Genomic DNA, 22,365 nt, shown 5'->3' with positions numbered 1-22,365 from the left:
GTAAACTACTCTTTCTAGTTGATTATATAGTCAATAATCTTCTTAGGAATTGCGTCTAAGGCAACAACCTCTTTCACTGCTCCTAATGATATTGCTTGCTTCGGCATCCCGTATACAATCGAGCTTTTCTCATCCTGCACGATGGTATAAGCCCCTAAATCATGTAACTCCTTGAGTCCTTTAGCTCCGTCTCCACCCATCCCCGTCAAAATCGCACCCATAACATTGCCGCCCGCATGCTCGGCTATTGAAAGAAATGTCACATCAACGGATGGACGGTGACGATTATATGGTGGGTCATCCGTTAGTCGTATTTCATATTGAAAGCCGCTCTTGTGTATCTTCGTATGCTTGCCTCCAGAGGCAATATAGGCATAACCAAATTTGAGTGGTTCACGGTCTTCCGCTTCCTTTACATTCATACGGCACTGTTTATTGAGTCCTTGAGCATAAGACTTCGTAAAGCCTGCAGGCATATGTAACACTATAACAATTGGTGGTAAGTTTGAAGGCAACGCCTCAAGAATTGCCCTAACGGCTACTGTTCCACCCGTAGATGCTCCAATTGCTATAATCTTATCTGTGCTTTTTATAGCTGCCGACTGCGTAGATGTTGCTGGTAGCTCCACATAATTACTAGCCTGCCCATCTGTTTCTGATGCCTTTTTCAGAATTGGTGCTTTATGTAATTTACGCAACTTCTCCCTATCAACTGCTGCAGCTTGCTTAACCTTCTCAACGATTTCATGTTCTAACTCTTTCAGCCCTGAACCTACAGAAATGGCTGGCTTAGTAACAAAATCAATTGCCCCTAGCTCAAGCCCCCTAATAGTAGCTTCACTACCGCGCTCCGCTTTCGAGCTAATAATTACAACTGGTAGGGGCACAATCTTCATTAGCTTTCCTAAAAACGTTAACCCGTCCATCTTTGGCATTTCTAGGTCAAGGGTCAACACATTTGGCTTAACCTCTTTAATTACCTTAATAGCATGGATTGGGTCAGTGGCCCAACCTACAACCTCTATTTCAGGATCTTTTTCTAGCATGGTTTTTAGTACGTTTCTGACAAGTGCTGAGTCATCAATTATTAACACTCTAGCTATCACCATGGGCAACCCACCTTTTTAGATGAAGGTAATTATTTTTGTTAAGAAGTTGTTTTTTAGAAGAAGGTAATATTGTCGTCTTTGGCCTTCTCTTGCTCCTTTTTCTTATTCATAAACTGCATGAATTCTTTCTCCCTTGCAACGGCAGTTTCCAAAGTCTTGTTATAGCGAATCTTTTTAACATAGACTTCAAAGCTCTCTGGAAAGAAAAAGATTTTTCTTCCTACATCGGAGCCTACGTCCCTTGATAAGATAGGAATCTGCTCCATTTGCAAATAGCTTAGGGCAAATTGTACATTCGAATCTGAAACCGCCGTAACTGTTGTTCCAAGCACTTTGCCACCACCGAATACCTTAGCCTGTAAGCCATTTCTTGTAGCCCCAAGCTTCATCATGCTGTTAATTAATAACTCCATTGATTGCATTCCATAACGTGCATCGTCATTGAACAAAATGTTATCACCGCGAACGGCACTTGGGAGCATAAAATGATTCATGCCAGATATTTTAGTGGTTTTATCTCGCAGACATACTGATATACAAGAGCCTAGCAGGGTTGAGAACACCAAATTAGTATCCTTAGTAGAGTAATAATCCCCTGCAAAAATCTCACACACTGTGCGGTCTAACTGTCTGTTGTAACGCTGGTTCAAATCTACACCACCTATGTTAATCCTTTTGTATAAATCGTTTGACCTACTAAGTTCCACTTATTATCCGAGTTGAGTGAGTTAATTGACTCTGAATGACCTAGCATTAGTACACCGTCGTCATGCAGATTGTTTGCAAAACGATTTATAATTCCCTTCTGAGTCTGCTTATCAAAGTATATAAATACATTGCGACAAAAAATTATATGCAGTGGCTCAGTTATAGGGTAGGTATCAGTTATTAGATTTATTTGCTTAAAGCTGATAATTTTTTGTAAAGAATCCTTTGCCTTGAATTTTCCTTCATTTTCATTGACACCCATTTTGAAATAAGTTTTCAGGAAATTATAGGGAATCCCTGTTATTTCTTGTTTGTTATAGATTCCTGATTTCGCCTTATTTAATGCGTCAGTATTGATATCCGAAGCGAGTATTTGGATTTTCCATCCGGGATGCTGTTTGAAGAATTCAAGTAAGCACATAGCAATTGTATATGGCTCTTCCCCCGTAGAACAGGCTGAAGACCAGACCCGTAGCGATTTCTTCTGACTATGCGCAGGGTCAGCAACAAACTTAGGCAGGAATACGTTTTGTAAATAGTTAAAATGATGGCTCTCCCTGAAAAACTGCGTTACATTCGTAGTAATTTTATTGAATAATACCTGTAACTCATCGGGATCATTATTTACTAATTCAATATATTCCTGATAGCTCTTTATATTAAGCTCACGAACACGCTTTGATAATCTAGACATTACAAGCGCTCGCTTAGTATCAGTCAATTTAACACCAATAACTGATTCAATAAAAGCTTGTAGTGTTCTAAATTCTTGATCCGTTAAAGGCATATTTTCGATTGTCATAATAATTCACCATCAAGCTAAGCTTTTTATTGGCTTTGCTTCCTTTACCAGCTTATATATTGTAGGAATATCTAGGATAATTGCCACCTTACCATTACCTAATATCGTTACCCCTGCAATTCCGTCAATTTGTTGTTGCATGTTTTCCTTAAGGCTCTTAATTACAACCTGCTCTTGCCCAAGGATTTCATCGACCATCATAGCTAACTTGCGATTATTATTCTGAAGAATGACTAAAATCCCATCCGTTGGTGAATGGCATTCACCTTGCAGCTGTAATAGATCCGCCAAGCTGACATAAGGCATATTCTCACCACGCAAATGCATAAACAGTCCCTTACCTTCCGCCTTGTGCATATGTTCACTGGTCGCTTTATAGAATTCTGAAATCATATTAAGCGGGATAATGAAGCGCTCCTGCCCAACCCTAACCATCATTCCATCTATAATAGCAAGAGTTAGTGGCAGTTTAATCGTAATTGTTGTTCCCATACCTATCTCCGACTCCATCTCTACTGATCCGCGTAGCTTCTTGATATTAGTCATTACCACATCAAGACCTACACCTCTACCTGAGATGTCTGTAATCTGCTTAGCTGTAGAAAATCCAGGCTTGAATAGTAGCATATACATCTCCTGCTGCGACAGCTTTTCTTGCTCACTGACAAGACCCTTCTCTATAGCCTTAGCAAAAATAATCTGTTCATCAATCCCTTTACCATCATCAGAAATCTGAATTACAATATTACCCTCCTGATGGAAGGCTCTTAGTACTATCGTTCCAGCCCTTGGCTTACCCCTAGCCTCGCGCTCATCAGGGGTTTCAAGGCCATGGTCTAAGGCATTACGAATCAAGTGCTTAAGAGGATCTGCAATCTGTTCGATTACCGTCTTATCTAGCTCTGTTTCCTTGCCCTCAATATGCACCTTAACTTCCTTGCCTACTTCCTTAGCAAGATCACGCATCATACGCTGAAAACGGGTAAATGTACCACCAATTGGAATCATACTCGTATTCATTACCTTCTCTTGAACCACGCGGATAATCTTATCTACTTCATCAAAAGCAGATAAGATCTCCCTATTTACCGTATGATTGCGCTTTTCTCCTTGCCAGTTCATATTTGATATTACTAGCTCTTTTACCCTTGAATGAGAAATAAGCAATTCTGCTAGGTTATTCAGAATGCTCTCTAATTTGCTAGTATCAACTCGAATTGTACTGCTAGATTCTTGACTCTTAGCTTCCTCCTGCTTGCTCACAATCTTCTCTACTTGCTTCTTCAGCACTTTTCCGTCTTCTGCTAGAATGTCGCCGATACGCTTTTGCTTTGATAAACTATTTTCTATCTCTCGTTCTGTAATTAATCCTTTATCTACTAAAAGTTCACCAGTTTTTAGATTGTTATCAAAGGTGTCGCCTATGCTGTCCGTTATATCCTCTATAAGTATTTCATTATCGTCTACTACGAAAATAAAAATATCATCTATGTCTGATTTTGGCCTATCCGTTTCTAGGAACACTGTCCATTCAAGGTAAAAGCTATGGCTTACAAGCTGGTCAAGCTGAGGTAGCTTTGAAGTATTACAGTAGCATTCAACAACAGTCCCTACTTCTTGTAGCTCGCGAAGTAGCATAAGGGGATCCGTCCCCGTCTCAAGAATCGTCGTTTGAAATTGAAGGCTTATTTTAAATGTCCTTAAGTTCACTGTCGTGCTTTTAGAAACATCCATTGAAACTGCATCAGAAGCTGCTGTGTCAACCCCGTTATCCGAAAACTCTGCTAACATCAAAAATAGCGAATCTATATCAGAGGCGACCTGTTGTCCATCAAAGTCTGTCTCCTCAATCATTTTCTTTAATATATCTACGCTTAAAAACAGCGTCTTAAATACATCGTCCGATAGAGAAATTTGTCCATGACGAACTGAATCTAATAGATTTTCTACTTTGTGGGTTATTTCATTAACGCGGTTAAGTCCAACAAGACCTGCACCACCTTTGATTGTGTGCATAGCGCGGAAGATGACATTAATTGTATCCGCATCATCACGGTTAACTTCTAAATCAAGTAAACCCTCTTCCATAACCTGTATGTTCTCAGCTGTCTCCTCCAAAAACATTTCTAGTAACTCTGCATCCACTAAAGCCACCTCCTATTTGACAAACTTTTTCACAACACCTATTAGCTGATCGGGACTAAATGGCTTTACAAGCCAGCCCGCTGCCCCTGCCTTCTTTCCTTGCATTTTCTTTTCGTCCTGTGATTCTGTGGTCAATACTAGCACTGGAGTAAACTTGTAATGCATGCTTTTTTTAACCTCTGTTATAAAAGTTATCCCGTCCATATTAGGCATGTTGATATCAGAAATAATCATCCCAGGTCGGATACCTTTTTGTCTAAGCTCCTCTAGACGCTTAAGGCCATCCTGCCCATCTACAGCTTGTTCAACCTGATACCCTTCCTTCTTCAATGTGTATTCAACTGATGCCCTTACTGTCCGTGAATCATCAACTATAAAAACAACTTTACTCATTATGCTTCCTCTCTTTCTACTATAACTTTAGTCCCTGTTATATCTAACAATGCCATTATTTCATCATTAAGTTCAGTAATGCTATAGGGTATATTCTTCAATTCACAGGTCTTGTAGGCTGATAATAATAACTGTAGCCCTGCACCATCGATATCTGTTAACTCCCTGGCATTAAGAATTACCTGTTCATTCGAGTTTTGGCCAAAAATAATATTATTAATATATTTACTCAACGATTCAAGTACTTCCTCTGAATTAAATACCGTAATCGACTCTGGTAATTGAAACATATTAATCCCCTTTCTAGACTAGAATAATGTTAGTTCCCCATCCTCGCTACCTATATCAACCTGCTTATCATTCATATGAAGCTGTGCGACCACACGCTCAGAGTGAGTTGTAAAATGCTGAAGTATCTCTTCTAAATCATGGCTCTTATTCTCCCAAGTCTCTAATCCTAAATCATCGAGTCCCTGCCTATACTCGTCCTCTATTAATCCATATATATCAAAAAGTCTAGCTTCTATAGACTCAACCATTTGATAGATATCTGATTTAACAGTTAGTTTATCACCGATGCTAACTATCTCTTTATATAACTGTATGCTAGTCGCCCCTATTGGTCGTATTGCATCAATAATTAAACCTTCAATCATTGATAGCTTATCTTTAGCACTGATTACCACCTGCTTCATCTCTACAATTCTAGCTATATTGTTACCTAATACTAGCTGGAATTGTCGTAAATCATTTTGCAAGCGACCCTTTAATTGTGTTACGTATTGCTCGTTCTTATCGACTTCTTTAATAACCTGATCTGATATGCTCTGAATTTGACTGACAAAAGCTGTCCCTTGTAGATTAATGCGCGATAGCTCTATCCGACTAAGAATATTCAGCTTCTGCAGGTGTCCCACAGAAGACTTAATTTTTCGAATTCGCTTCTCTATCTCATTAATCTGTCCATAGAACGAGTCATTAATACTAGTAAATTCAGTCATCTGCTGCTCTAACTCAGTTAATTCCGTATCAAAAGTGTCTAAAAAGCTATTAACCTTCTGAAAAATCTCTTTAATAGCATTAGTGTCAAATTCCTTGCCACCAAAATATTCTGCTAATGCACTTTCGTCCTCAACCAACCCTGAGAGCTGGTGCTTCATAAGATTAATTGGCTGTTCAATTTCTTCTAATGACTCTAGTAATCTTTCTTTTATGCTCATTAGCAAATCAATTACTAATTGAATAAGAGCACGATTAAATGATAGAATATCCATGCGTTGTTCAGGTGTACACTTATCTTCAAGACAAAACTTCTGATTATTATCAACTACTGTTAATAGACATTTCTGTACATTTTCTAAACCTTGGCGCAAAATATCCTGCACCTGAATTTTTACCATAAGCTCCTGCACAGGCTCAACTGCTAAATACACTGTGGAGTTAAGCTCGCCTAGCACTTTGCGAACCGTTTCTAGCGACGAAAAGACAGAATCAAATATTCCTACAAATTCATGGATTTGTTCCGTTGTTAACCTGTTATGGTATTTCAATATAACGTCCAAGCTGTCCGTAAACTTCTGATTCCAGCTTCCAAGCCCCAAAGCATGCTCTTCCATAGAACGATATTGACTATCCACCTTGTTCGAGAAAGACATAATGTTATCTGAAATAACGCCAAAGGCCTTTCCCTCTTCACCTAGCTTACCAGAGAAGATAATCGCATTCATTGAAATAAGCTCAATGTCAGTAATCCGCTCTTTTACCTTATATATAACCTCCATCACATCTTCAACGCTTATTTCGTCCTCCGAGTCACCTTTACGTAGAAAGCTCTCAATAATCTTACGTATTTGTTGTTCATCAACCATATTTGCAGTTGTCTGACGAACTTCAGCTTCTACCTGTTTTAAAATCCTCGATAGCTGCTGCACTGACTCCCCTGAGCTTTCACGCTCATTATGATGGATAAAGAAATCTAAGAGTATTTCGACTTCCCTAGCTGTTAGGTCTATCTCGCTTTCTAAGCTAGGTAACTGATCAAAGATTGCGCCATATAAGTCCTCTGTTGTAGCTATTAATTGCTCTATATCTGAAGAAACTTCTTCAATTTTTTGATTGTTAGCTTCTATTGACATATTTCCACCTCATATAGTTAGCAAGCTTTTACACAAACTGTCAAGTTATCACTTATTATTATGGCATCTGCCACTTTTCTTCAATTATACTTCATAATCACTTTAAAATCATACAATATCGCGTTTTTTTAACATTAATTTTGCTTAAAGTTATATCATTTCTACTTAATACTCAATAATTCCTTTAATTCAGCTTCCGAAAGCTTTGAAAGCATAGTCTCACCAGATTGTATCACCTGTCCGATTAAGTCGCGTTTCTTTTGCTGTAGTTCGTAAATTTTTTCTTCAATTGTGCCTTGTGCTATCAAGCGAATCACCTGCACAACCTTCTCTTGTCCAATCCGGTGCGCCCGATCTGTAGCTTGATCCTCAACAGCTGGATTCCACCAGAGGTCATACAATATAACCGTATCAGCTCCAGTTAAATTAAGCCCCGTTCCGCCCGCCTTGAGTGAAATGAGAAATACATCTCCTTCCCCCTGATTAAAACGATTCGCCATATCCATGCGCTCTATCGCTGGCGTAGAGCCGTCAAGATAATGATAGGAGTATTCAGTTTGATCAATGGTATCTCTAATCAGCTTAAGCATACTTGCAAACTGTGAAAATATTAATATACGGTGTCCAGCAGCAATCATATCCGTTAAAATCTCCTGCAGTTGCAATAGCTTACCACTTTCGCCCTGATAGTCTTCAATAAACAGACCAGGGTGGCAGCAAATCTGGCGCAGACGGGTTAAGGCCGCTAGGATTTTAATTTGTCCTTTATTAAAGCCTTCCTGCTTTATGATATCTGTTATCTGTCCTTTAATTTGCTCTAGATAGGCCATATAGAGCTTTTTCTGATCTATTGTAAGTGCCGATATTAGTTTGTTCTCAATCTTGTCTGGCAGTTCCTGCAAGACGTCCTTCTTAACTCTTCGAAGAATAAAAGGCTTAATCCGCCTATGCAGCTTATCCAATGTACCTTCCCCGTACAAACGTTGGAACTGTTTTATCGACGGAAAAAACCCAGGTAATACAATATCAAATATCGACCATAAATCAGTTACGGAATTTTCTATTGGAGTACCCGTCAAAGCAAAATAACTACTAGCTCTTATGGTCTTAACTGCCTGTGCTGTTATGGTTGTATGATTTTTCAGAAATTGTGCCTCATCTAATATACAGGTAGAGAATTCTATCTGACGATATGCGTCAATATCTCTACGAACTAATGGATAGGAGGTAATTACAACATCGACTGTCTCTATCCGCTCTAATAGAAGCTGCCTTTCCTCTTGCGCCCCCGAAATTACAACAACACTTAGCTCACTCGCATAGCTTGCAAGCTCGCTTTGCCAATTATAGACTAATGATGTTGGTGCTAATACGAGCGCTGGCCTTTTTTCTGCTGCCGTAGTCTTTAACGACAATATATAACTAATAGCCTGCAAGGTTTTACCAAGCCCCATATCATCTGCTAGAATACCACCGAATCCGTAGTATGCAAGTGTATGTAGCCATTGATATCCTGTCTTTTGGTACGGCCTCATTATCTGCTCTAAATGTGCTGGTAACGGTACATTAATTTCCTGAGGGTGCTTAATTTTTCCTACAAGTTCTTGGAAATGCTTATCTTTACGCCAAATTGAACTGTTATTGTCAATGTCATCAAATAGCAGTGCCTGATGTAGTGGAAGCTGAATAGTTTCTTCTGCCCAATCAGATTTTCTTAACTGTAATTCATCCGTTAGACGAGCCATCTCCGCAACCTCTTCTATATCTTCAGCAGCTAATGAGATAAATGCCCCGTCTTTCAAGCGATAGTAGGTTCTTTTTTCCTTAATTGCGTTCAAAATTGATAACAGCTCAGTGCGCTCTACGCCTTCTAGCTCAAATTGAACCTCTAGCACATTAATAGAAGCATTAACAGCGATTTTCCCGCTGAATTTAGGCTTTTTCGTCCGATGTAAATTATTAAAGCGTTCACTGTAATAGATTTCTGCAAATTGCTGAAGCTCAGCAATTTGGCTGGCTAGAAACTGGTAAATCGCCCCTTCATCCTCAATAAACATCGTTTTCCCGTTATATTGGAAATCAAGCTGTTCGAAATAATCCATAACCCTTTGCTCTTGCTCTGTATCACGAATTAAAATTCTATCTATATCTTCACTGCTAGCCGCAGTATTGTTCTTAATAGTCTCAGTAAAAGGATCTATCACTATATCTCCATAACGATATTTCAAGTCGCACGAAATAACACCATGCTCGTAATCTAGGTAGACTTGCGCTCTTAATGGCGTTTGTATTAATCTCTGTTCTATGGATGGGGACACCTCAACATTCGCCCCCTGCTTAAGTTTGCGAAGCACACCTGATACAAATGGCTGTGCCTGTGTCTTAGGAATCCTAATTTTATCTGCCTGTAGTTTCCTTAAGCTCGTCAATACTGGTTGTAGCTGATGCTGCTGTTTGGCACTGACTAGATAAAATGTGTGTTGGTACAAAAAAATATTCCCGTCATTAAACAACTGCTCAATCTCACCATGCTTCTTAAGTGACAGTTCTAAGCCGTCATCTGCTTCAGATAATGCAAATTGGATAGGTAAATCCGCTTTAAACACTGGCACACCTTGATAAGGTACACCATTAACTTCGGCGTTAACTACACTTCCCTGCAGTATGTTAAACAAGCGCATAACGTAGCCTTTGGGCAAAAATACCCGTTTCCCCTGGAACACGTTACGGCTATAATAGCCCTCACGCAAGGACATCTGTTCATACTCATATATATCAAGTAATATTTTAACAATTTGCTCGTCTTTATCTGAGAAGTAGTGCTCCCAAGGAGAGTAGGTGAACAGCTTCGTAAAAGTATGCTCTCGCTGCTTATATACCGCCTCTAGAAACTGCTCTAAGCCGGTAACCACATACAGACGGTTAGTTCCTACCTTTAACGACAAATAACTATTCACATCCTGCTTGCTTCTAAACGAAGCTTCAAAATGAAACGTCAATTCTAATTGCAGCGGCTCTTTACGATTGCTTTCTTGTTCTTGATATTGTTCAATTAGTAGCCTTACCTGCTCCGCTTCCACCTTATCTGTAATAACAACATTCTCCACATGGTCTTTAATAGCAAATAAGGCAGCAACTATGTGCTTACAGTGACCTGGGAAACTAGAAAAAGCAGGACAGTCACAGCTAGATCGCATTAGAACACCATGTCTATTAAATTCAAAACGTTGATGATAATCATGCCCGCCAGCAACAATCGAGTGAAACAACTTACCAGGTAATAACTCTGCTATATCTTTAACTGCCCTATCTGCATAATATTTAAGTCCTTTTTTAAATGTGCTCTCCGCTACGCATCGATTACGTATTGATTCTTCCGTTAACTCTATGTTTGAATTCAAGTCCCTAAATCTCCTTTGAAAAAAGCAAAAGTGTTATCCCCTTATTGTACTACATTTCACTTGGGAATAACACGCTTATTGGTTATTATAGATTCTTCTCTATCTGCCATCCTTGCTGTTCACAAACTGCTTCTATGGCAATAGCTATTTTCTTAATCCATTTCTCCTCGGCTCCTGAATCTAAACGTAGAAATCCTACCCTACCACCGCCACTAATAATGTCTATCAATAAAGTTTGCTCATTTACTAATTTCACTATTATACACGCCATAACCTGACTGTTATTTCGCAGATAAAACTCTTCCGCTGTAAATACATACACATCATCCGACGGCTTAAAATTATAAAACTGCTCATCTTCTGCGAACATACTGACTAGTTCTGCCGCGTTCGTTCCAGTAACTTTTACTTTAACATATTTCATCTTTTCCTATCTCCTCTACCTTTCTCTTACATATTACATATGCTATATTACCTTTCTCATTATAGAACAACTGCTCACTCATTAATCTACTCATTGCTATGCCGCGTCCACGTTCTTCAGTTCCTTCAAGGGTCAGAGGTTTTTCAATTTGCTTCTTCCAAGCAAAACCTTCCCCCTCATCCCCTACTTGGGCAAATATATAATTATTGCATACACAAATTTCTAGCATTACTTTTTTAGCAGTATCAAAACGATTTCCGTGTTCTATCGCGTTCCCAATAACCTCTTGTAATACCATATACGTCATTTCAACATCTTCATGGTTTTTTAATTCTGTACTAAGCCAACTATACACTTCTTCTAATGCACTAAAATCGCTAGCAAAAATCATTGACTTACGTCGCACATCAGGCTCTTCAAGCTTTATTGCAAGCAATGTAATATCATCTTCCGCTTCAGCCCGACCAAGATTAAATTGATTGAAATCATTGTTAATTACTTGTATCAACGCCTTCGGCGGCAAACAACTCATCTGTTCAAACAATGCATTTAAACGCTCCATATACCTAGTATCAGCGACCTCTTGTTCAACTAGCCCATCCGTATTCATCAGCAATGTCGATCCAAATTGCATAACAATCTTACTCGCTTTGAAATCAAGCATCTCTGTCGGAACCGCTGTTGAAATAGGCAGACCTTTATTCTCTAGTGTAAGAGTATCGCCATTATTAAGCTTAACCAAAGGTGGGGTATGAAAACCCAGGCTAGAATACAACAACTCTTTACTATCTATATTTAAAACCATTAAACAGATACTGATAAAATACTCAGCCGTATAATCCATTATTTGATACTGGGTACTTAAAAATCGCAGAATATCCTCTGGATTTATATTTTCATCATCTGCTAAAGCTACAAAGCTGCTTATGGTATTTTTCACAAACATACTCATAATCGCGCCATCAAGCCCGTGACCCGACACATCCGAAACATAGAAAACTAGTTTGTTTTCTCGCTTTATTACATCATAAAAATCTCCACCTAGCTTCTTTGCAGGCTGGTAATAAGTTGCCACAGAAACACCTTCCACTATTGGCATTTCCTTCGACATTGTCTGTTCGTGAATACGCAGCGCTTTATCAATTTCTTCATCTAAGTGTCGATATAGTTCTTCCATTTCTACGTTTTTTAGCTCTAGCTCCATAATATATTCAAATATTTTTTCCTCGCTAACCCTCAGTGCCTCTTCTAGCTCTTTTTGCTTGCTAACATCTTTGGCAATGACGAGAATTACATCTTGATTGTTGTAGTTAATAACCTTGGTCTTGATTTCTGCAGGGATAATCACGCCATCTTTAGCCTTATGGGCAACTTCAAAAACAGCTTCTCTCTCTTTGAAAATCTTAGCTAACCGCTCATGAGCTAGCTTTGCATATTCAGGAGTATCTAACTCAAAGATTGATCTCCCACGCATTTCTGATTGTGTGTACCCTAGTCGATCACTCATTGCTTTATTCACTTCTAAATAACGTCCATGTCTATCTACAATCATAACGCCATTATCAATTTCATTTAATATTTCATTAAATTCATTTATCGGAATACTCAAATTGTTTTTCATAAGCATTCTCCTATACACATCCAATATAAACAAAGCAATTGTTCTACAGCTATTGTCCAACATTTATCAGTATTAGTCAACGCAGATAAGCACCCTAAGTGCTAGATCTATCTCTACCTCTCAGAGTGCTATTTGAATTTCATTTAATTTATTAGATTCTTTAATCGTATATCAATTGCATGACTTCTTCATCTACCTTATCTGGCGTGTCATCGAATACAACCTTACCATTGGATAAACCAATGATGCGTTCGCAAAAGGAAGTCGCCAAACCTACATCATGTAAATTTATGATAGTTGTCATACCTTCGGAAGCATGAATGTCTTTTATAAGCTGCAGCACCTTTTTACTGGTAACTGGGTCGAGACTTGCTACAGGCTCATCACCTAGCAATAGCTGCGGATTTTGCATTAATACGCGGGCAATTGCTACACGTTGCTGCTGACCTCCACTTAGCTGATCTACACGTTTATCTGCCATATGCACAATGCCAACGCGTTCTAAAGCTTCCATCGCTTGTTTTTTCTGTTCCTTAGTTGTTACGCCGAATACATTACTCCAGAAGTTACGGTAACCGAAGCAACCTAGCAGTGCATTTTGCATAACCGTTAATCTAGGGATTAAATGAAATTGCTGAAATATCATTCCAATATCGCGTCGTGCCAAACGAAGCTACTTGCCCTTGAGCGTGTGTAATGCTTTCTGGTTCCAATTGACCTCACCGCTGGTGGGTCGAACAAGCTGGTTTATACAACGAATTAATGTTGATTTCCCTGCTCCACTTGGACCTAATATTCCTATAAATTCACCTTTATTTATCGTAAGGGAAACATTATCTAGTGCTTTTTCAGCACCCTTTTTAGTTTTATAGACTGTCGTTAAGTTTTTTATCGTTAACATAGATGTCCCCCCTTATATTATCCTATTACGGACAAAGCTACCAAGCATATCTACCAAGATAACTAATGCCATAATAAAGATTACGTATAAGGTTACATCTGCATAGTGGAAAATTCTAAATGAATTAAACAGTAACTGTCCGATTCCACCAGCACCTATAAAACCAAGTATTAATGATGTCCTAATGGCAACCTCAAAACGATAGAAGAACTGCGATAACACATTTGGAAATATTTGAGGCATCACCCCATAGAGCGCAATCATTGACCTACCTAAGCCTAGGGACTGAATAGCTTCTTGCGGTCCTTTCTCTGCTGCCTCGATTAACTCTGATATTAGTTTTCCTAGAACTCCTACATTATGAAGCATAATTGCAATAACAGCAGGAAACGGGCCAAGTCCTACTGCCATAACTAGAATTAATCCTATTACTATATCAGGAACAGAACGCAGAAAACTAAAAGTTCCACGCACAGTATGATACAAGGTCATATTTGGTGCCGTATTTTTAGCAGCTAAAAAGCTTAAAGGAAGCACAACCACCAAAGCTATAAAAGAGCCTAAAAATGCCATTTGCAGGGTAAGCAAAGTTGCACTGAACGCTTGCTCTGCCTTACTCCAATTCGGCGGGAACCATAGCTCCATTATTTGAGAAAGGCGATCCTTAGCTTCTACTAGTTTCGTCCAACTTACCTGTGTCGCATCCGCGCTCCAAACTACCAAGAGCAGGAGCACGATTGCAATTATAATATTTTTAGGCTTTAACCACATAGAACTTCACTCATTTCGCCACTACTATTCTAGCTGATTTAGCAATATAGTTATGCAAATCTAGTTAAGCTTACCTGTACGAATCATTACCTGACGAATAGGCTCATAGTCTTCATCAGATGTAAGCGCAAAACCACTTGCACCAAAACCTCTTAGAATTTCTTCATCATCAATTGCTAGAAACGCTTCTTGTAATAATTGAATTGTTTCTTGATCAACTTCAGCGCCTACAGCCCAAGGGTACTGTTATTATAGTTGTCTATTAGAGTCAATACATAATTCCTAGTGTTTTTGTTGGCTTTGGAATATATACGGTTAATTTATTCCAAAAAAGAAATCCATCGGCATGTTCCTGTAACACCGATGGATTTCTAAACTATTTAAATATGCAATTGTTAGAATCGATTGTTTTTAGTGCTTGATAATGCAATAATCGTAACATCATCAGTATATGTGCTTTTTCTAGTATATTCGCGCAAATCCATTGCTATTGTGTTCAATAATTCCTTCGCATTAGGCTTATATCTGTTTTCGATTAGTCTTGCTATACGCTCTTCTCCATACAGTTCACCTTTATACTCTTGTTCTGGTAAACCATCTGAGCTAACTAACAACACCCAATCATCTACGTCTATTGTAAATACAGTATCTTCATATACCATGAGTTCCTTAGGGATAGATGTAGAGATTGGTAAACCTGCCTCTTTAAGTCTTTCAATCCGACCTTTTTTGCCAAAAAACGGAGTGATGTGATTCCCCGCATTAACATACGTAATCGTTTGCTGCTTAGAATCATACAGCATTATAACTATTGCAAAATGGTAATCAGCAGGAAATTCCTCTTTTAGATATTTACTAACCAAATAGTCTAACAGCTCCGAAGGCATGAATGATTCCTGCTGACTGCTTATAGTCTCTATATATTGATTAATTACATTACTAATAAAAACATTCATCATTGCTCCATCTAGTCCATGACCACTAACATCAACAATATATGTGATCAGCTTATCATCATACTTGATAGCATTATAAAAATCCCCTCCAACTAAACCGGAAGGCATGTAATATGCTGCCACCTCGGCCCCTTCAATAGTTGGTAATTTACTAGGCAGAAACTTCTTGTGTAGCTCTGCTGCTTTAGCAACCTCATCATTACGTAGTTTATATAACTCACTTAGTTTTTTATTAACAATGGTCAATTCTTGGTTTCTTACTTGTAACTCCTTTGTCTGGATATCTAATGACACCCGCATGTTTTCCATTGTTTTTGATAGTCTCTCTAGCTCATCACCAGAATTAACAATCTTTAATGGGATTTGTAATTGACCAGTGGCCCACTGGTCAGTTGTATTAATCAATTCATGGAAAGGAGAAAATAACCGATGTAAAAAAATAAAGCTAATTATACCAAACATACTAGCTAGAGCAATTCCAAAAATGACGTTATATCTAGTCTGCTGATGTTGTAATTGAATCATCTCTGTGTTATTATATACCCTCACTACTACCCAGTTAATTTCACCCTGATAATTATTCAAAGGTACTATGTTAATAATTTCTTTTCCATCTGTACATTCCGTTGTTTCTCCTAATGTAAGCATCTTTATATTGTCACTACACAATTCAGTCAACAAAGGCCCGCACGTACTAGCTAATAATTCACCAAATTCCCCATTGTTAAACTCATATAAGTACCATTCACCCGCACCCGCACGCTTCCAAACATCAAGAACATGATTGCCAATTGTTTCTCCAACCTCAAAACTTCCAATGTACTCACCATCGATAAATATTGGTTTAACAACTCTATAGTTAAGCCCTGATATTCCAAATTCAAAGCCACTGATTGACTCCTTATTCTCAGTAATCTCAAGTACCATATTTCGAAAATATAGATTATCACCATAAAGAGCTGGGTTATGCCCTCTATAGAATGTAGTTGCATCAGGTAAGTGAAAATGAAGTACATTTATATTATTCATAACAAGCTGTTCCATAATAGGATCTACTGCCCTAGCTAATTGCTCACGGTCTCTTTCTACAAAAGCAGAAATAATCTCATTATTGTGCTCAATTTGAATAGCGACTAGTTCCAGTTTACTATGGATTACACTGATTCTTCGCTCCACTGGGTCTAAGCTAATATGGGTTAATAGTTGTTGCCTTTCATCCAGCAATGCTTGGCTTTGTATGTTTAATCGCACAGTAAAAATTAGAGAGCAAAACATAATTAACACAACAATTGCGATAATCACCTTTGCTCTCAAACCAAATTCCATATCAATCGACCCCTGTCTTTGAAACTAACAAATGTCACTATAGTTAATCATACTATAATTAAACATTAAACAACAGGGCTATCTTCATCATTTTTTCATATTTATATTTATATTTATACTAATTCTTATTTATATATTGATCTTTTTAACATATATCATTATTGATAATCTCAGATAATAGCTTTACTACCTCTGGGTCAAATTGCTTGCCCGCTTGCTCTTGTAGCTTCCTTAAAGCGTCTGCTTCAGAAATAGCTTTGCGGTAAGAACTATTATGCGTCATACTATCAAAAGCCTCTGCTACTGATAAAACTCGCGAATGTATTGGTATTTCCTTTCCTCTTAAACCCTTAGGATAACCAGATCCATCCCAATGTTCATGATGCGACAATACAATTTCAGCTATATTAGAAAAATCATTGACTGCACTCAGTATGCGAAATCCGACCTCTGGATGCCGTTTCATTTCAATCCACTCTTCTTCCGATAGCGGACCTGCTTTGTCTAATATTTCCGTATTAATCGCAATTTTTCCTATGTCATGAACTTTTGCTGCAGTTATTAAGTCTTGTTTATCCTCACGAGGCATTACTAGTTTTTCAGCGATACACGTACAAAGTTTTGCAACTCGCAGGGCGTGCTGTTCTTCATCCTTACTGACGCGATGCAGATGTTGGTTGATTTTTTCAATTATTTGCCGCTTTATTTTATCACTGTAAAGCAGCTTATGTCGGTACATTCTGTCTTCCGCTTGCTTAAAAATCTCTTGAGTATCTTCACAGCTGTCTAACTTTGTAGCCCAGCCAACGGACAACGAAATAAGTACTGGAGCAAAATCAAATTCTTTAGTTAATTGTATAATCCGCTCTCCTACACTAGCCACTTGCTCAAGTGCTGTATTTGGTAATAAAACAACAAACTCATCACCACCCCAACGGGCTATAATCTCATCAGCCCGACATGCTGAGCGCAGGATTTCCGCTGTCTTTTGAATTAACTTGTCGCCCATCGTATGACCAAAGGAGTCATTAATCAGCTTCAAACTATTTACATCAATTACAATCATACTCAAAGGAAGATTGCGTTCTGTATCAACACGCTTAAGCTGCTCTTCAAAATATCTGCGATTATATAACCCAGTCAGCTGGTCATGGTAGCTTAGATATGTTATCTGTTCTTGCCTCTCAAATTCTTCTGTGATATCACGGAAAACAACTACAACACCTTGGATTTCCACGTTTTTAACCAAAATGGGCGCCGCACTATCGGCTATCATTGTTTTTGTACCATCTTTCGCTATCAATAAAGTATTCTCTTCTAAGGTCTCTATCTTCCCAGATTTCAACACTAACTCCACAGGGTCTTTGCACTTTTGTTTTGTTTCTTGATTAATTATTGTAAACACCTTAGAAAAAGGCATACCTGCAGCCTCTTCTTCAGAGTATCCGGTGAGAGTCTGTGCTACGTTATTAAGCATTACTACATTTGCTTGCTTATCCGTAACTATAACTCCGTCACCAACAGACATTAGAGTTGTACGTAACCGTTCCTTTTCTTTAAACGTCGCTTTCTCTAGCAAAACCCGATCCGTTATATCAAAAAAGATTACAGCAAACTGACCATGTTGAGGACTAAAGGCCGTTACCGAAAAATATTTTTCAACTTCTATTGAATAATTTTCAAATGTAATTGAAGTACCCTGCAGTGCAACCTTACCGTACTCTTCAATCCAGTACGACTCCGTATTTGGAAGGATATCTAAAACTCGTTGACCAACAATCTGCTCTTTTTGTAAACCAGTAATTCTTTCAAATGAAGGGTTCACATCTAGAAATCTATAATCTACGGCCTGTCCTTGCTCGTCACATATAATCTCATGAAAAGCAAAACCTTCCTGCATATGATCGAATAATGTTCGATACTTCTCTTCACTTTCATATAAAGCTTGCTGAGCTAACACACTGTCCGTAACATCTCGAAGTATATATAAATTATTGTTCGTTAGTGAATCTCTATTGTCAAAAATATCGATGGGGTTTACTTTTATTGAAAACCACAGTGCTTGTCCTTGATATCTAAATACTCCTTGAGCGTCAATCTTAGATAATATCTCGTCAATTGATTTCCCAATAACTTTTTCAAGTTCCCCAAAATATTTTTGGGCAGTGTGATTCATCTCCGTTATACAATGCTTGTCATTCGTTACGATTATCGCGTCCTGTAACGTATTGTATATAACATCTTTACTTATTGACACAGAACGAAACATTTCATATGTATAAACATTATAAAGATAAATAAACGCCGTTAATAGTGAAGATAAGGGCACCAAATCCAGATTCAACGAACTCGTACTAGTAACAGACACAATATATGCAAGTAAAGGAACAGCCGCACCTATAGAAAGTAACAAAAATCGTTTACTATTATTATCTTGCTTGAACTTAAAATAGCTATATATCAATAGCGCTAAACCAATTAAAACAGAAAGTAATGCATAGACAAAAAATATATAATATCCGAAAAGTAAATTGTACTTAACAAGTGTAATCCCTTCAACAAATTCTAGCTGTACCCCTGAGTATAACCAACTATCTACAAAAGTTGAATTAGCAGACAGGACTGTTATTGCTGGTATTGCTCCAATCCCAATCATCTTGCCAGGTGTTAACCAATACCCTAAACCACAATAACGAATTACGAACACCAACCATATTCCTGGAATACTAGCGGCTCCAATATATTGAAAGTTAATCCATGTAGTCACCGCTTGCTCGTCAGTGCTTTGTAATTGAAAAAAATATCCTAAGCAATAAACGGCAGTTGCAATCATAAGTACAGAGAAACCATAAGCACCTTCAACCTCTCGATACTTTAAAGCAAATCCTGCAATTATTAAATATAGAAATACAGCAAGTAGAAGAATGTATAAAAATATTGAAAAATCCACTAACCCACCCCCGTGCAAATGCACTGATATGCCATTATTCGACAAATATCTCCGAAATTTATTATAGCACGATAACGGTGGGATATGGAATTATAAATTTGGATCTCCAAAACAAAACTCCCATAGTATAGTAGTTTATTAACTACCTACATGGGAGTTTCGCTTACTTACTCTATATCTTAAACTTCTCTACAATCTTCTTTAGTTCATCTGCCATATTGGATAGACTGTCAGCTAGCTTTGTTACCTCTTCCATGGTTGCTAGCTGTTCTTCAGAGGTGGCCGCTAGGCTCTGCATATGGTCTGAAGATGTCTTCGCTATGCTTGCTAAATCATTGACCGATGCTGTTACTTCTTCTGCTCCTGCAGACATTTCTTCTGATGCAGAAGATATCTCTTCTATCTGGCTTGTTACAGCTTGAATTGAGTCCATTATTTCTTTGAAGATAACTCCTACGTTCTCAACCATTTCCGTACTATCAATAACCTCTGTTTTGCTTTGGTCCATCGAGTTAACAGCTTTATTGGTGTGCTGTTGTACAACTTCAATTAGTGCTTTTATTTGTCCTGCTGAATTTGATGATTGATCTGCCAGCTTACGAATTTCATCAGCTACAACAGCAAATCCTCTGCCCGCTTCCCCTGCCCTAGCAGCTTCTATGGCAGCGTTTAATGCTAGTAGGTTTGTCTGTTCTGCTATGTTGGTGATAATCCCTATGATGTCATTAATTTTAGCCGATTGCTCGTTTAATGCTTTTATAACTGAAGCCGTTGATTCTGTTCCCTGTCTAACGGATCCCATTTTCATAATTGTCTGTTTTAATGCTTCATTTCCTTCTTTGGCTTTATTCTGCATGTCACTTGCGGACTCAGAGATACTCATGGAAGATTCGGCAACCCTTGTTACCCCAAGTGCCATTTCCTCCATTGCCCGCGCTGTTTCGTCTGAGCTAGCGACCTGCCTTTCTGCTCCTTCTGCTACTTCCTGAGCAGATGCTGCAGATTGATTGGTCGCATCCATAGTCTGTTCGGCGCTGGCTAGTAGCTGTTCTGATGATGAAGCTACCTGCTGGGAATTCATTGACATTGCAGAAACAATTTCCGTTAGGTTTTCTTTCATATTATGAATCGCTATTGCAATCTCGCCTGTCTCATCTTTTCGGCTCATTACATCAGCTGGTACAGAAGGTGTTAAATCACCTGTTGAGATAACCTTCACCGTCTCTGTTATCGTTCGAATTGGAGTTGAGATATTTCTGCCAATAAAATATGCAGCTATTAGACCTATCAATAGAGCAAGTGCACTTCCCGTCATTAATGATCTTCTCATAACTGGAATATCTGCTAGAACTTCTTCTTTATGAACACCGACTGCTACTGACCAAGTGCTGTTTTCCACAGGTGCAAACCCTACATACAAATCAACATTGTTAAATGTATACTCCCCGTAGCTATTCTCACGGTTAATCATCCGTTGTACCTGTGCAGCCAAGCTCTGATATTGAACATCCGTCCTTGCCGATTCAATTGGGTTGAACTGAGTTTCAACATACTCAACATTAGGATGGGCTATTATTACCCCTTCCGCATTAATTATATATGCGTACCCTGTGTCTCCATATTGAATGCTTTCTGCTATATTGTTCAAATAGGCTGCTTGTCCAACAGCAATAAGCACACCCACTGTCTGGTTGTTATGATAGATTGGTACTGCATAGACGATAATTGTTGCTCCATGGTCGTCAGGATTAACACTTACGGTCGGTTCCATAATACTTCGATTGCCATCCAGCGCTTCGTAGTAATAGTCCCTCTGTGAAACATCAACGATTACATTAGTCTCTAAATAAGCATCGGAGGCGTAAGCGTTCCCTCTCGTGTCAGCGTACAATAATCGCGAAAAATTGCTCCGTTCATGCTCCCTCTGCATAATCAGAATCTTCTCTTCAAGGGGTATCGTAGGGTCACTGATAGTCTCGATTTTGGCAACACCTTCTAGAAAAGTAAACTGAGCATCCATCATGCTGTCAATTAATTTTGCCGCATCTTCTGCTTTCTGAGGGATTACTGTTTCAATTTCTGCCTCTAGTGCATTGGACGCAATATAAACTGCCCCCATGCCTAAACCTACACAGACAATAGCAATAAGCCCTCCAAATAAAATTATTAATCGACCACGAATCCCACTCATTTGCCACTAGCTCCTTTTCGCTATCTATATCTATTATATTTACCTATATTCTATTCTTTTCGTAGCTAGTAGTAAAGAGGGATTGTGTTACCAATCTGATTATTTACACTTTGAACTGTGCCATCTTAACAGCTAGTTGCTCAGTATTGTTTCTAGTCTCTTTCATTTGTGAAACCATATCTTCAGTTCTACTCGTAAAAACACTTGCTTTTTCTGCTATATTGGTAATTCCTTCTGCTCCTTCATTAGTGGCCTGTGTAACTTCATTAATGGCGTTCAACATCCCGGGTCTTTGACACTTTAATAAAGAAAAAATCCCAACAAGCCTTGATGTAGGCTTATTTTTTTGTCAATTTTTCTATTTATATAGTGCACAATGTTTCACAATGTGTTATAATATAAGCAATCGACAAGGGGACGGTGTATAAATGAGGCTACAAATTGTTAATTCAAAAAATGCTGCATCTTTATATGTGGTTAAATCAATTTACGAAAATGGAAAGCGTTCTTCCAAAGTTGTTGAAAAGCTCGG

General features: G+C 38.4%; 15 protein-coding genes and 2 pseudogenes. All 17 read right to left on the bottom strand.

Annotated features, from left to right (window positions below; all coding sequences use genetic code 11):
* Nucleotides 1–14 precede the first annotated feature (14 nt).
* The 17 genes and pseudogenes from BHF68_RS12945 to BHF68_RS12870 all read right to left on the bottom strand — a co-directional run bounded on the left by BHF68_RS12945 (nt 15) and on the right by BHF68_RS12870 (nt 22,116).
* On the bottom strand, nt 15–1,109 hold the full coding sequence (locus tag BHF68_RS12945; RefSeq protein ID WP_069644094.1) for a protein-glutamate methylesterase/protein-glutamine glutaminase: 1,095 nt from the start codon (nt 1,107–1,109) through the stop codon (nt 15–17).
* Between the two features lie 53 nt (nt 1,110–1,162).
* A complete protein-coding gene (locus tag BHF68_RS12940) occupies nt 1,163–1,759 on the bottom strand; it encodes a hypothetical protein (RefSeq protein WP_084019443.1) in 597 nt (198 codons plus the stop codon).
* Between the two features lie 11 nt (nt 1,760–1,770).
* The gene (locus BHF68_RS12935) at nt 1,771–2,619 is read right to left on the bottom strand and encodes a CheR family methyltransferase (protein ID WP_069644093.1); all 849 of its coding nucleotides are present in this window, start codon (nt 2,617–2,619) and stop codon (nt 1,771–1,773) included.
* Nucleotides 2,620–2,631: 12 nt separating this feature from the next.
* On the bottom strand, nt 2,632–4,764 hold the full coding sequence (locus BHF68_RS12930; protein WP_084019442.1) for a chemotaxis protein CheA: 2,133 nt from the start codon (nt 4,762–4,764) through the stop codon (nt 2,632–2,634).
* A 12-nt stretch (nt 4,765–4,776) separates the two neighbouring features.
* On the bottom strand, nt 4,777–5,157 hold the full coding sequence (locus tag BHF68_RS12925) for a response regulator (protein ID WP_069644092.1): 381 nt from the start codon (nt 5,155–5,157) through the stop codon (nt 4,777–4,779).
* Entirely contained in the window at nt 5,157–5,447 is a 291-nt protein-coding gene (locus tag BHF68_RS12920) for an STAS domain-containing protein (protein WP_069644091.1), read from the bottom strand. The genes BHF68_RS12925 and BHF68_RS12920 overlap by 1 nt, the downstream gene beginning before the upstream one ends.
* An 18-nt stretch (nt 5,448–5,465) precedes the next feature.
* A complete protein-coding gene (locus BHF68_RS12915; protein ID WP_069644090.1) occupies nt 5,466–7,292 on the bottom strand; it encodes a hypothetical protein in 1,827 nt (608 codons plus the stop codon).
* Nucleotides 7,293–7,453: 161 nt separating this feature from the next.
* Nucleotides 7,454–10,693 carry a DEAD/DEAH box helicase gene (locus BHF68_RS12910; protein ID WP_084019441.1) on the bottom strand — a complete coding sequence of 1,080 codons (3,240 nt, stop codon included), beginning with the start codon at nt 10,691–10,693 and terminating at the stop codon, nt 7,454–7,456.
* 85 nt (nt 10,694–10,778) lie between these two features.
* Nucleotides 10,779–11,117: a hypothetical protein gene (locus tag BHF68_RS12905; RefSeq protein ID WP_069644089.1), complete on the bottom strand. Its 339-nt coding sequence runs from the start codon at nt 11,115–11,117 to the stop codon at nt 10,779–10,781.
* Nucleotides 11,104–12,738 carry a SpoIIE family protein phosphatase gene (locus BHF68_RS12900; RefSeq protein WP_069644088.1) on the bottom strand — a complete coding sequence of 545 codons (1,635 nt, stop codon included), beginning with the start codon at nt 12,736–12,738 and terminating at the stop codon, nt 11,104–11,106. The genes BHF68_RS12905 and BHF68_RS12900 overlap by 14 nt, the downstream gene beginning before the upstream one ends.
* 160 nt (nt 12,739–12,898) lie before the next feature.
* Nucleotides 12,899–13,639 (bottom strand): annotated as a pseudogene (phnC, locus tag BHF68_RS12895) (phosphonate ABC transporter ATP-binding protein).
* Between the two features lie 12 nt (nt 13,640–13,651).
* On the bottom strand, nt 13,652–14,410 hold the full coding sequence (gene phnE / locus BHF68_RS12890) for a phosphonate ABC transporter, permease protein PhnE (RefSeq protein WP_069644087.1): 759 nt from the start codon (nt 14,408–14,410) through the stop codon (nt 13,652–13,654).
* A 60-nt stretch (nt 14,411–14,470) separates the two neighbouring features.
* A pseudogene (locus BHF68_RS15875) lies at nt 14,471–14,641 on the bottom strand (phosphate/phosphite/phosphonate ABC transporter substrate-binding protein); the annotation flags it as partial.
* A gap of 164 nt (nt 14,642–14,805) precedes the next feature.
* Nucleotides 14,806–16,692 carry a SpoIIE family protein phosphatase gene (locus tag BHF68_RS12885; protein WP_069644086.1) on the bottom strand — a complete coding sequence of 629 codons (1,887 nt, stop codon included), beginning with the start codon at nt 16,690–16,692 and terminating at the stop codon, nt 14,806–14,808.
* Nucleotides 16,693–16,837: 145 nt separating this feature from the next.
* Nucleotides 16,838–19,642, bottom strand: coding sequence for an HD domain-containing phosphohydrolase (locus BHF68_RS12880; RefSeq protein ID WP_069644085.1), 2,805 nt, complete (start codon nt 19,640–19,642; stop codon nt 16,838–16,840).
* A 172-nt stretch (nt 19,643–19,814) separates the two neighbouring features.
* Nucleotides 19,815–21,833 carry a methyl-accepting chemotaxis protein gene (locus tag BHF68_RS12875; RefSeq protein WP_069644084.1) on the bottom strand — a complete coding sequence of 673 codons (2,019 nt, stop codon included), beginning with the start codon at nt 21,831–21,833 and terminating at the stop codon, nt 19,815–19,817.
* Nucleotides 21,834–21,936: 103 nt separating this feature from the next.
* The gene (locus BHF68_RS12870) at nt 21,937–22,116 is read right to left on the bottom strand and encodes a hypothetical protein (RefSeq protein WP_069644083.1); all 180 of its coding nucleotides are present in this window, start codon (nt 22,114–22,116) and stop codon (nt 21,937–21,939) included.
* Nucleotides 22,117–22,365 lie beyond the last annotated feature (249 nt).

Origin of the sequence: Desulfuribacillus alkaliarsenatis, assembly GCF_001730225.1 — a bacterium.
GTDB lineage: Bacteria > Bacillota > Bacilli > Desulfuribacillales > Desulfuribacillaceae > Desulfuribacillus > Desulfuribacillus alkaliarsenatis.
This window is presented reverse-complemented; position numbering and strand designations above follow the sequence as displayed.

Coding starts and splice junctions, on each gene's coding strand:
- BHF68_RS12945 (WP_069644094.1), bottom strand. CDS start 1,109: ATGGTGATAGCTAGAGTGTTAATAATTGATGACTCAGCACTTGTCAGA.
- BHF68_RS12935 (WP_069644093.1), bottom strand. CDS start 2,619: ATGACAATCGAAAATATGCCTTTAACGGATCAAGAATTTAGAACACTA.
- BHF68_RS12925 (WP_069644092.1), bottom strand. CDS start 5,157: ATGAGTAAAGTTGTTTTTATAGTTGATGATTCACGGACAGTAAGGGCA.
- BHF68_RS12920 (WP_069644091.1), bottom strand. CDS start 5,447: ATGTTTCAATTACCAGAGTCGATTACGGTATTTAATTCAGAGGAAGTA.
- BHF68_RS12915 (WP_069644090.1), bottom strand. CDS start 7,292: ATGTCAATAGAAGCTAACAATCAAAAAATTGAAGAAGTTTCTTCAGAT.
- BHF68_RS12905 (WP_069644089.1), bottom strand. CDS start 11,117: ATGAAATATGTTAAAGTAAAAGTTACTGGAACGAACGCGGCAGAACTA.
- BHF68_RS12900 (WP_069644088.1), bottom strand. CDS start 12,738: ATGAAAAACAATTTGAGTATTCCGATAAATGAATTTAATGAAATATTA.
- phnE (WP_069644087.1), bottom strand. CDS start 14,410: ATGTGGTTAAAGCCTAAAAATATTATAATTGCAATCGTGCTCCTGCTC.
- BHF68_RS12885 (WP_069644086.1), bottom strand. CDS start 16,692: ATGGAATTTGGTTTGAGAGCAAAGGTGATTATCGCAATTGTTGTGTTA.
- BHF68_RS12875 (WP_069644084.1), bottom strand. CDS start 21,833: ATGAGTGGGATTCGTGGTCGATTAATAATTTTATTTGGAGGGCTTATT.
- BHF68_RS12870 (WP_069644083.1), bottom strand. CDS start 22,116: ATGTTGAACGCCATTAATGAAGTTACACAGGCCACTAATGAAGGAGCA.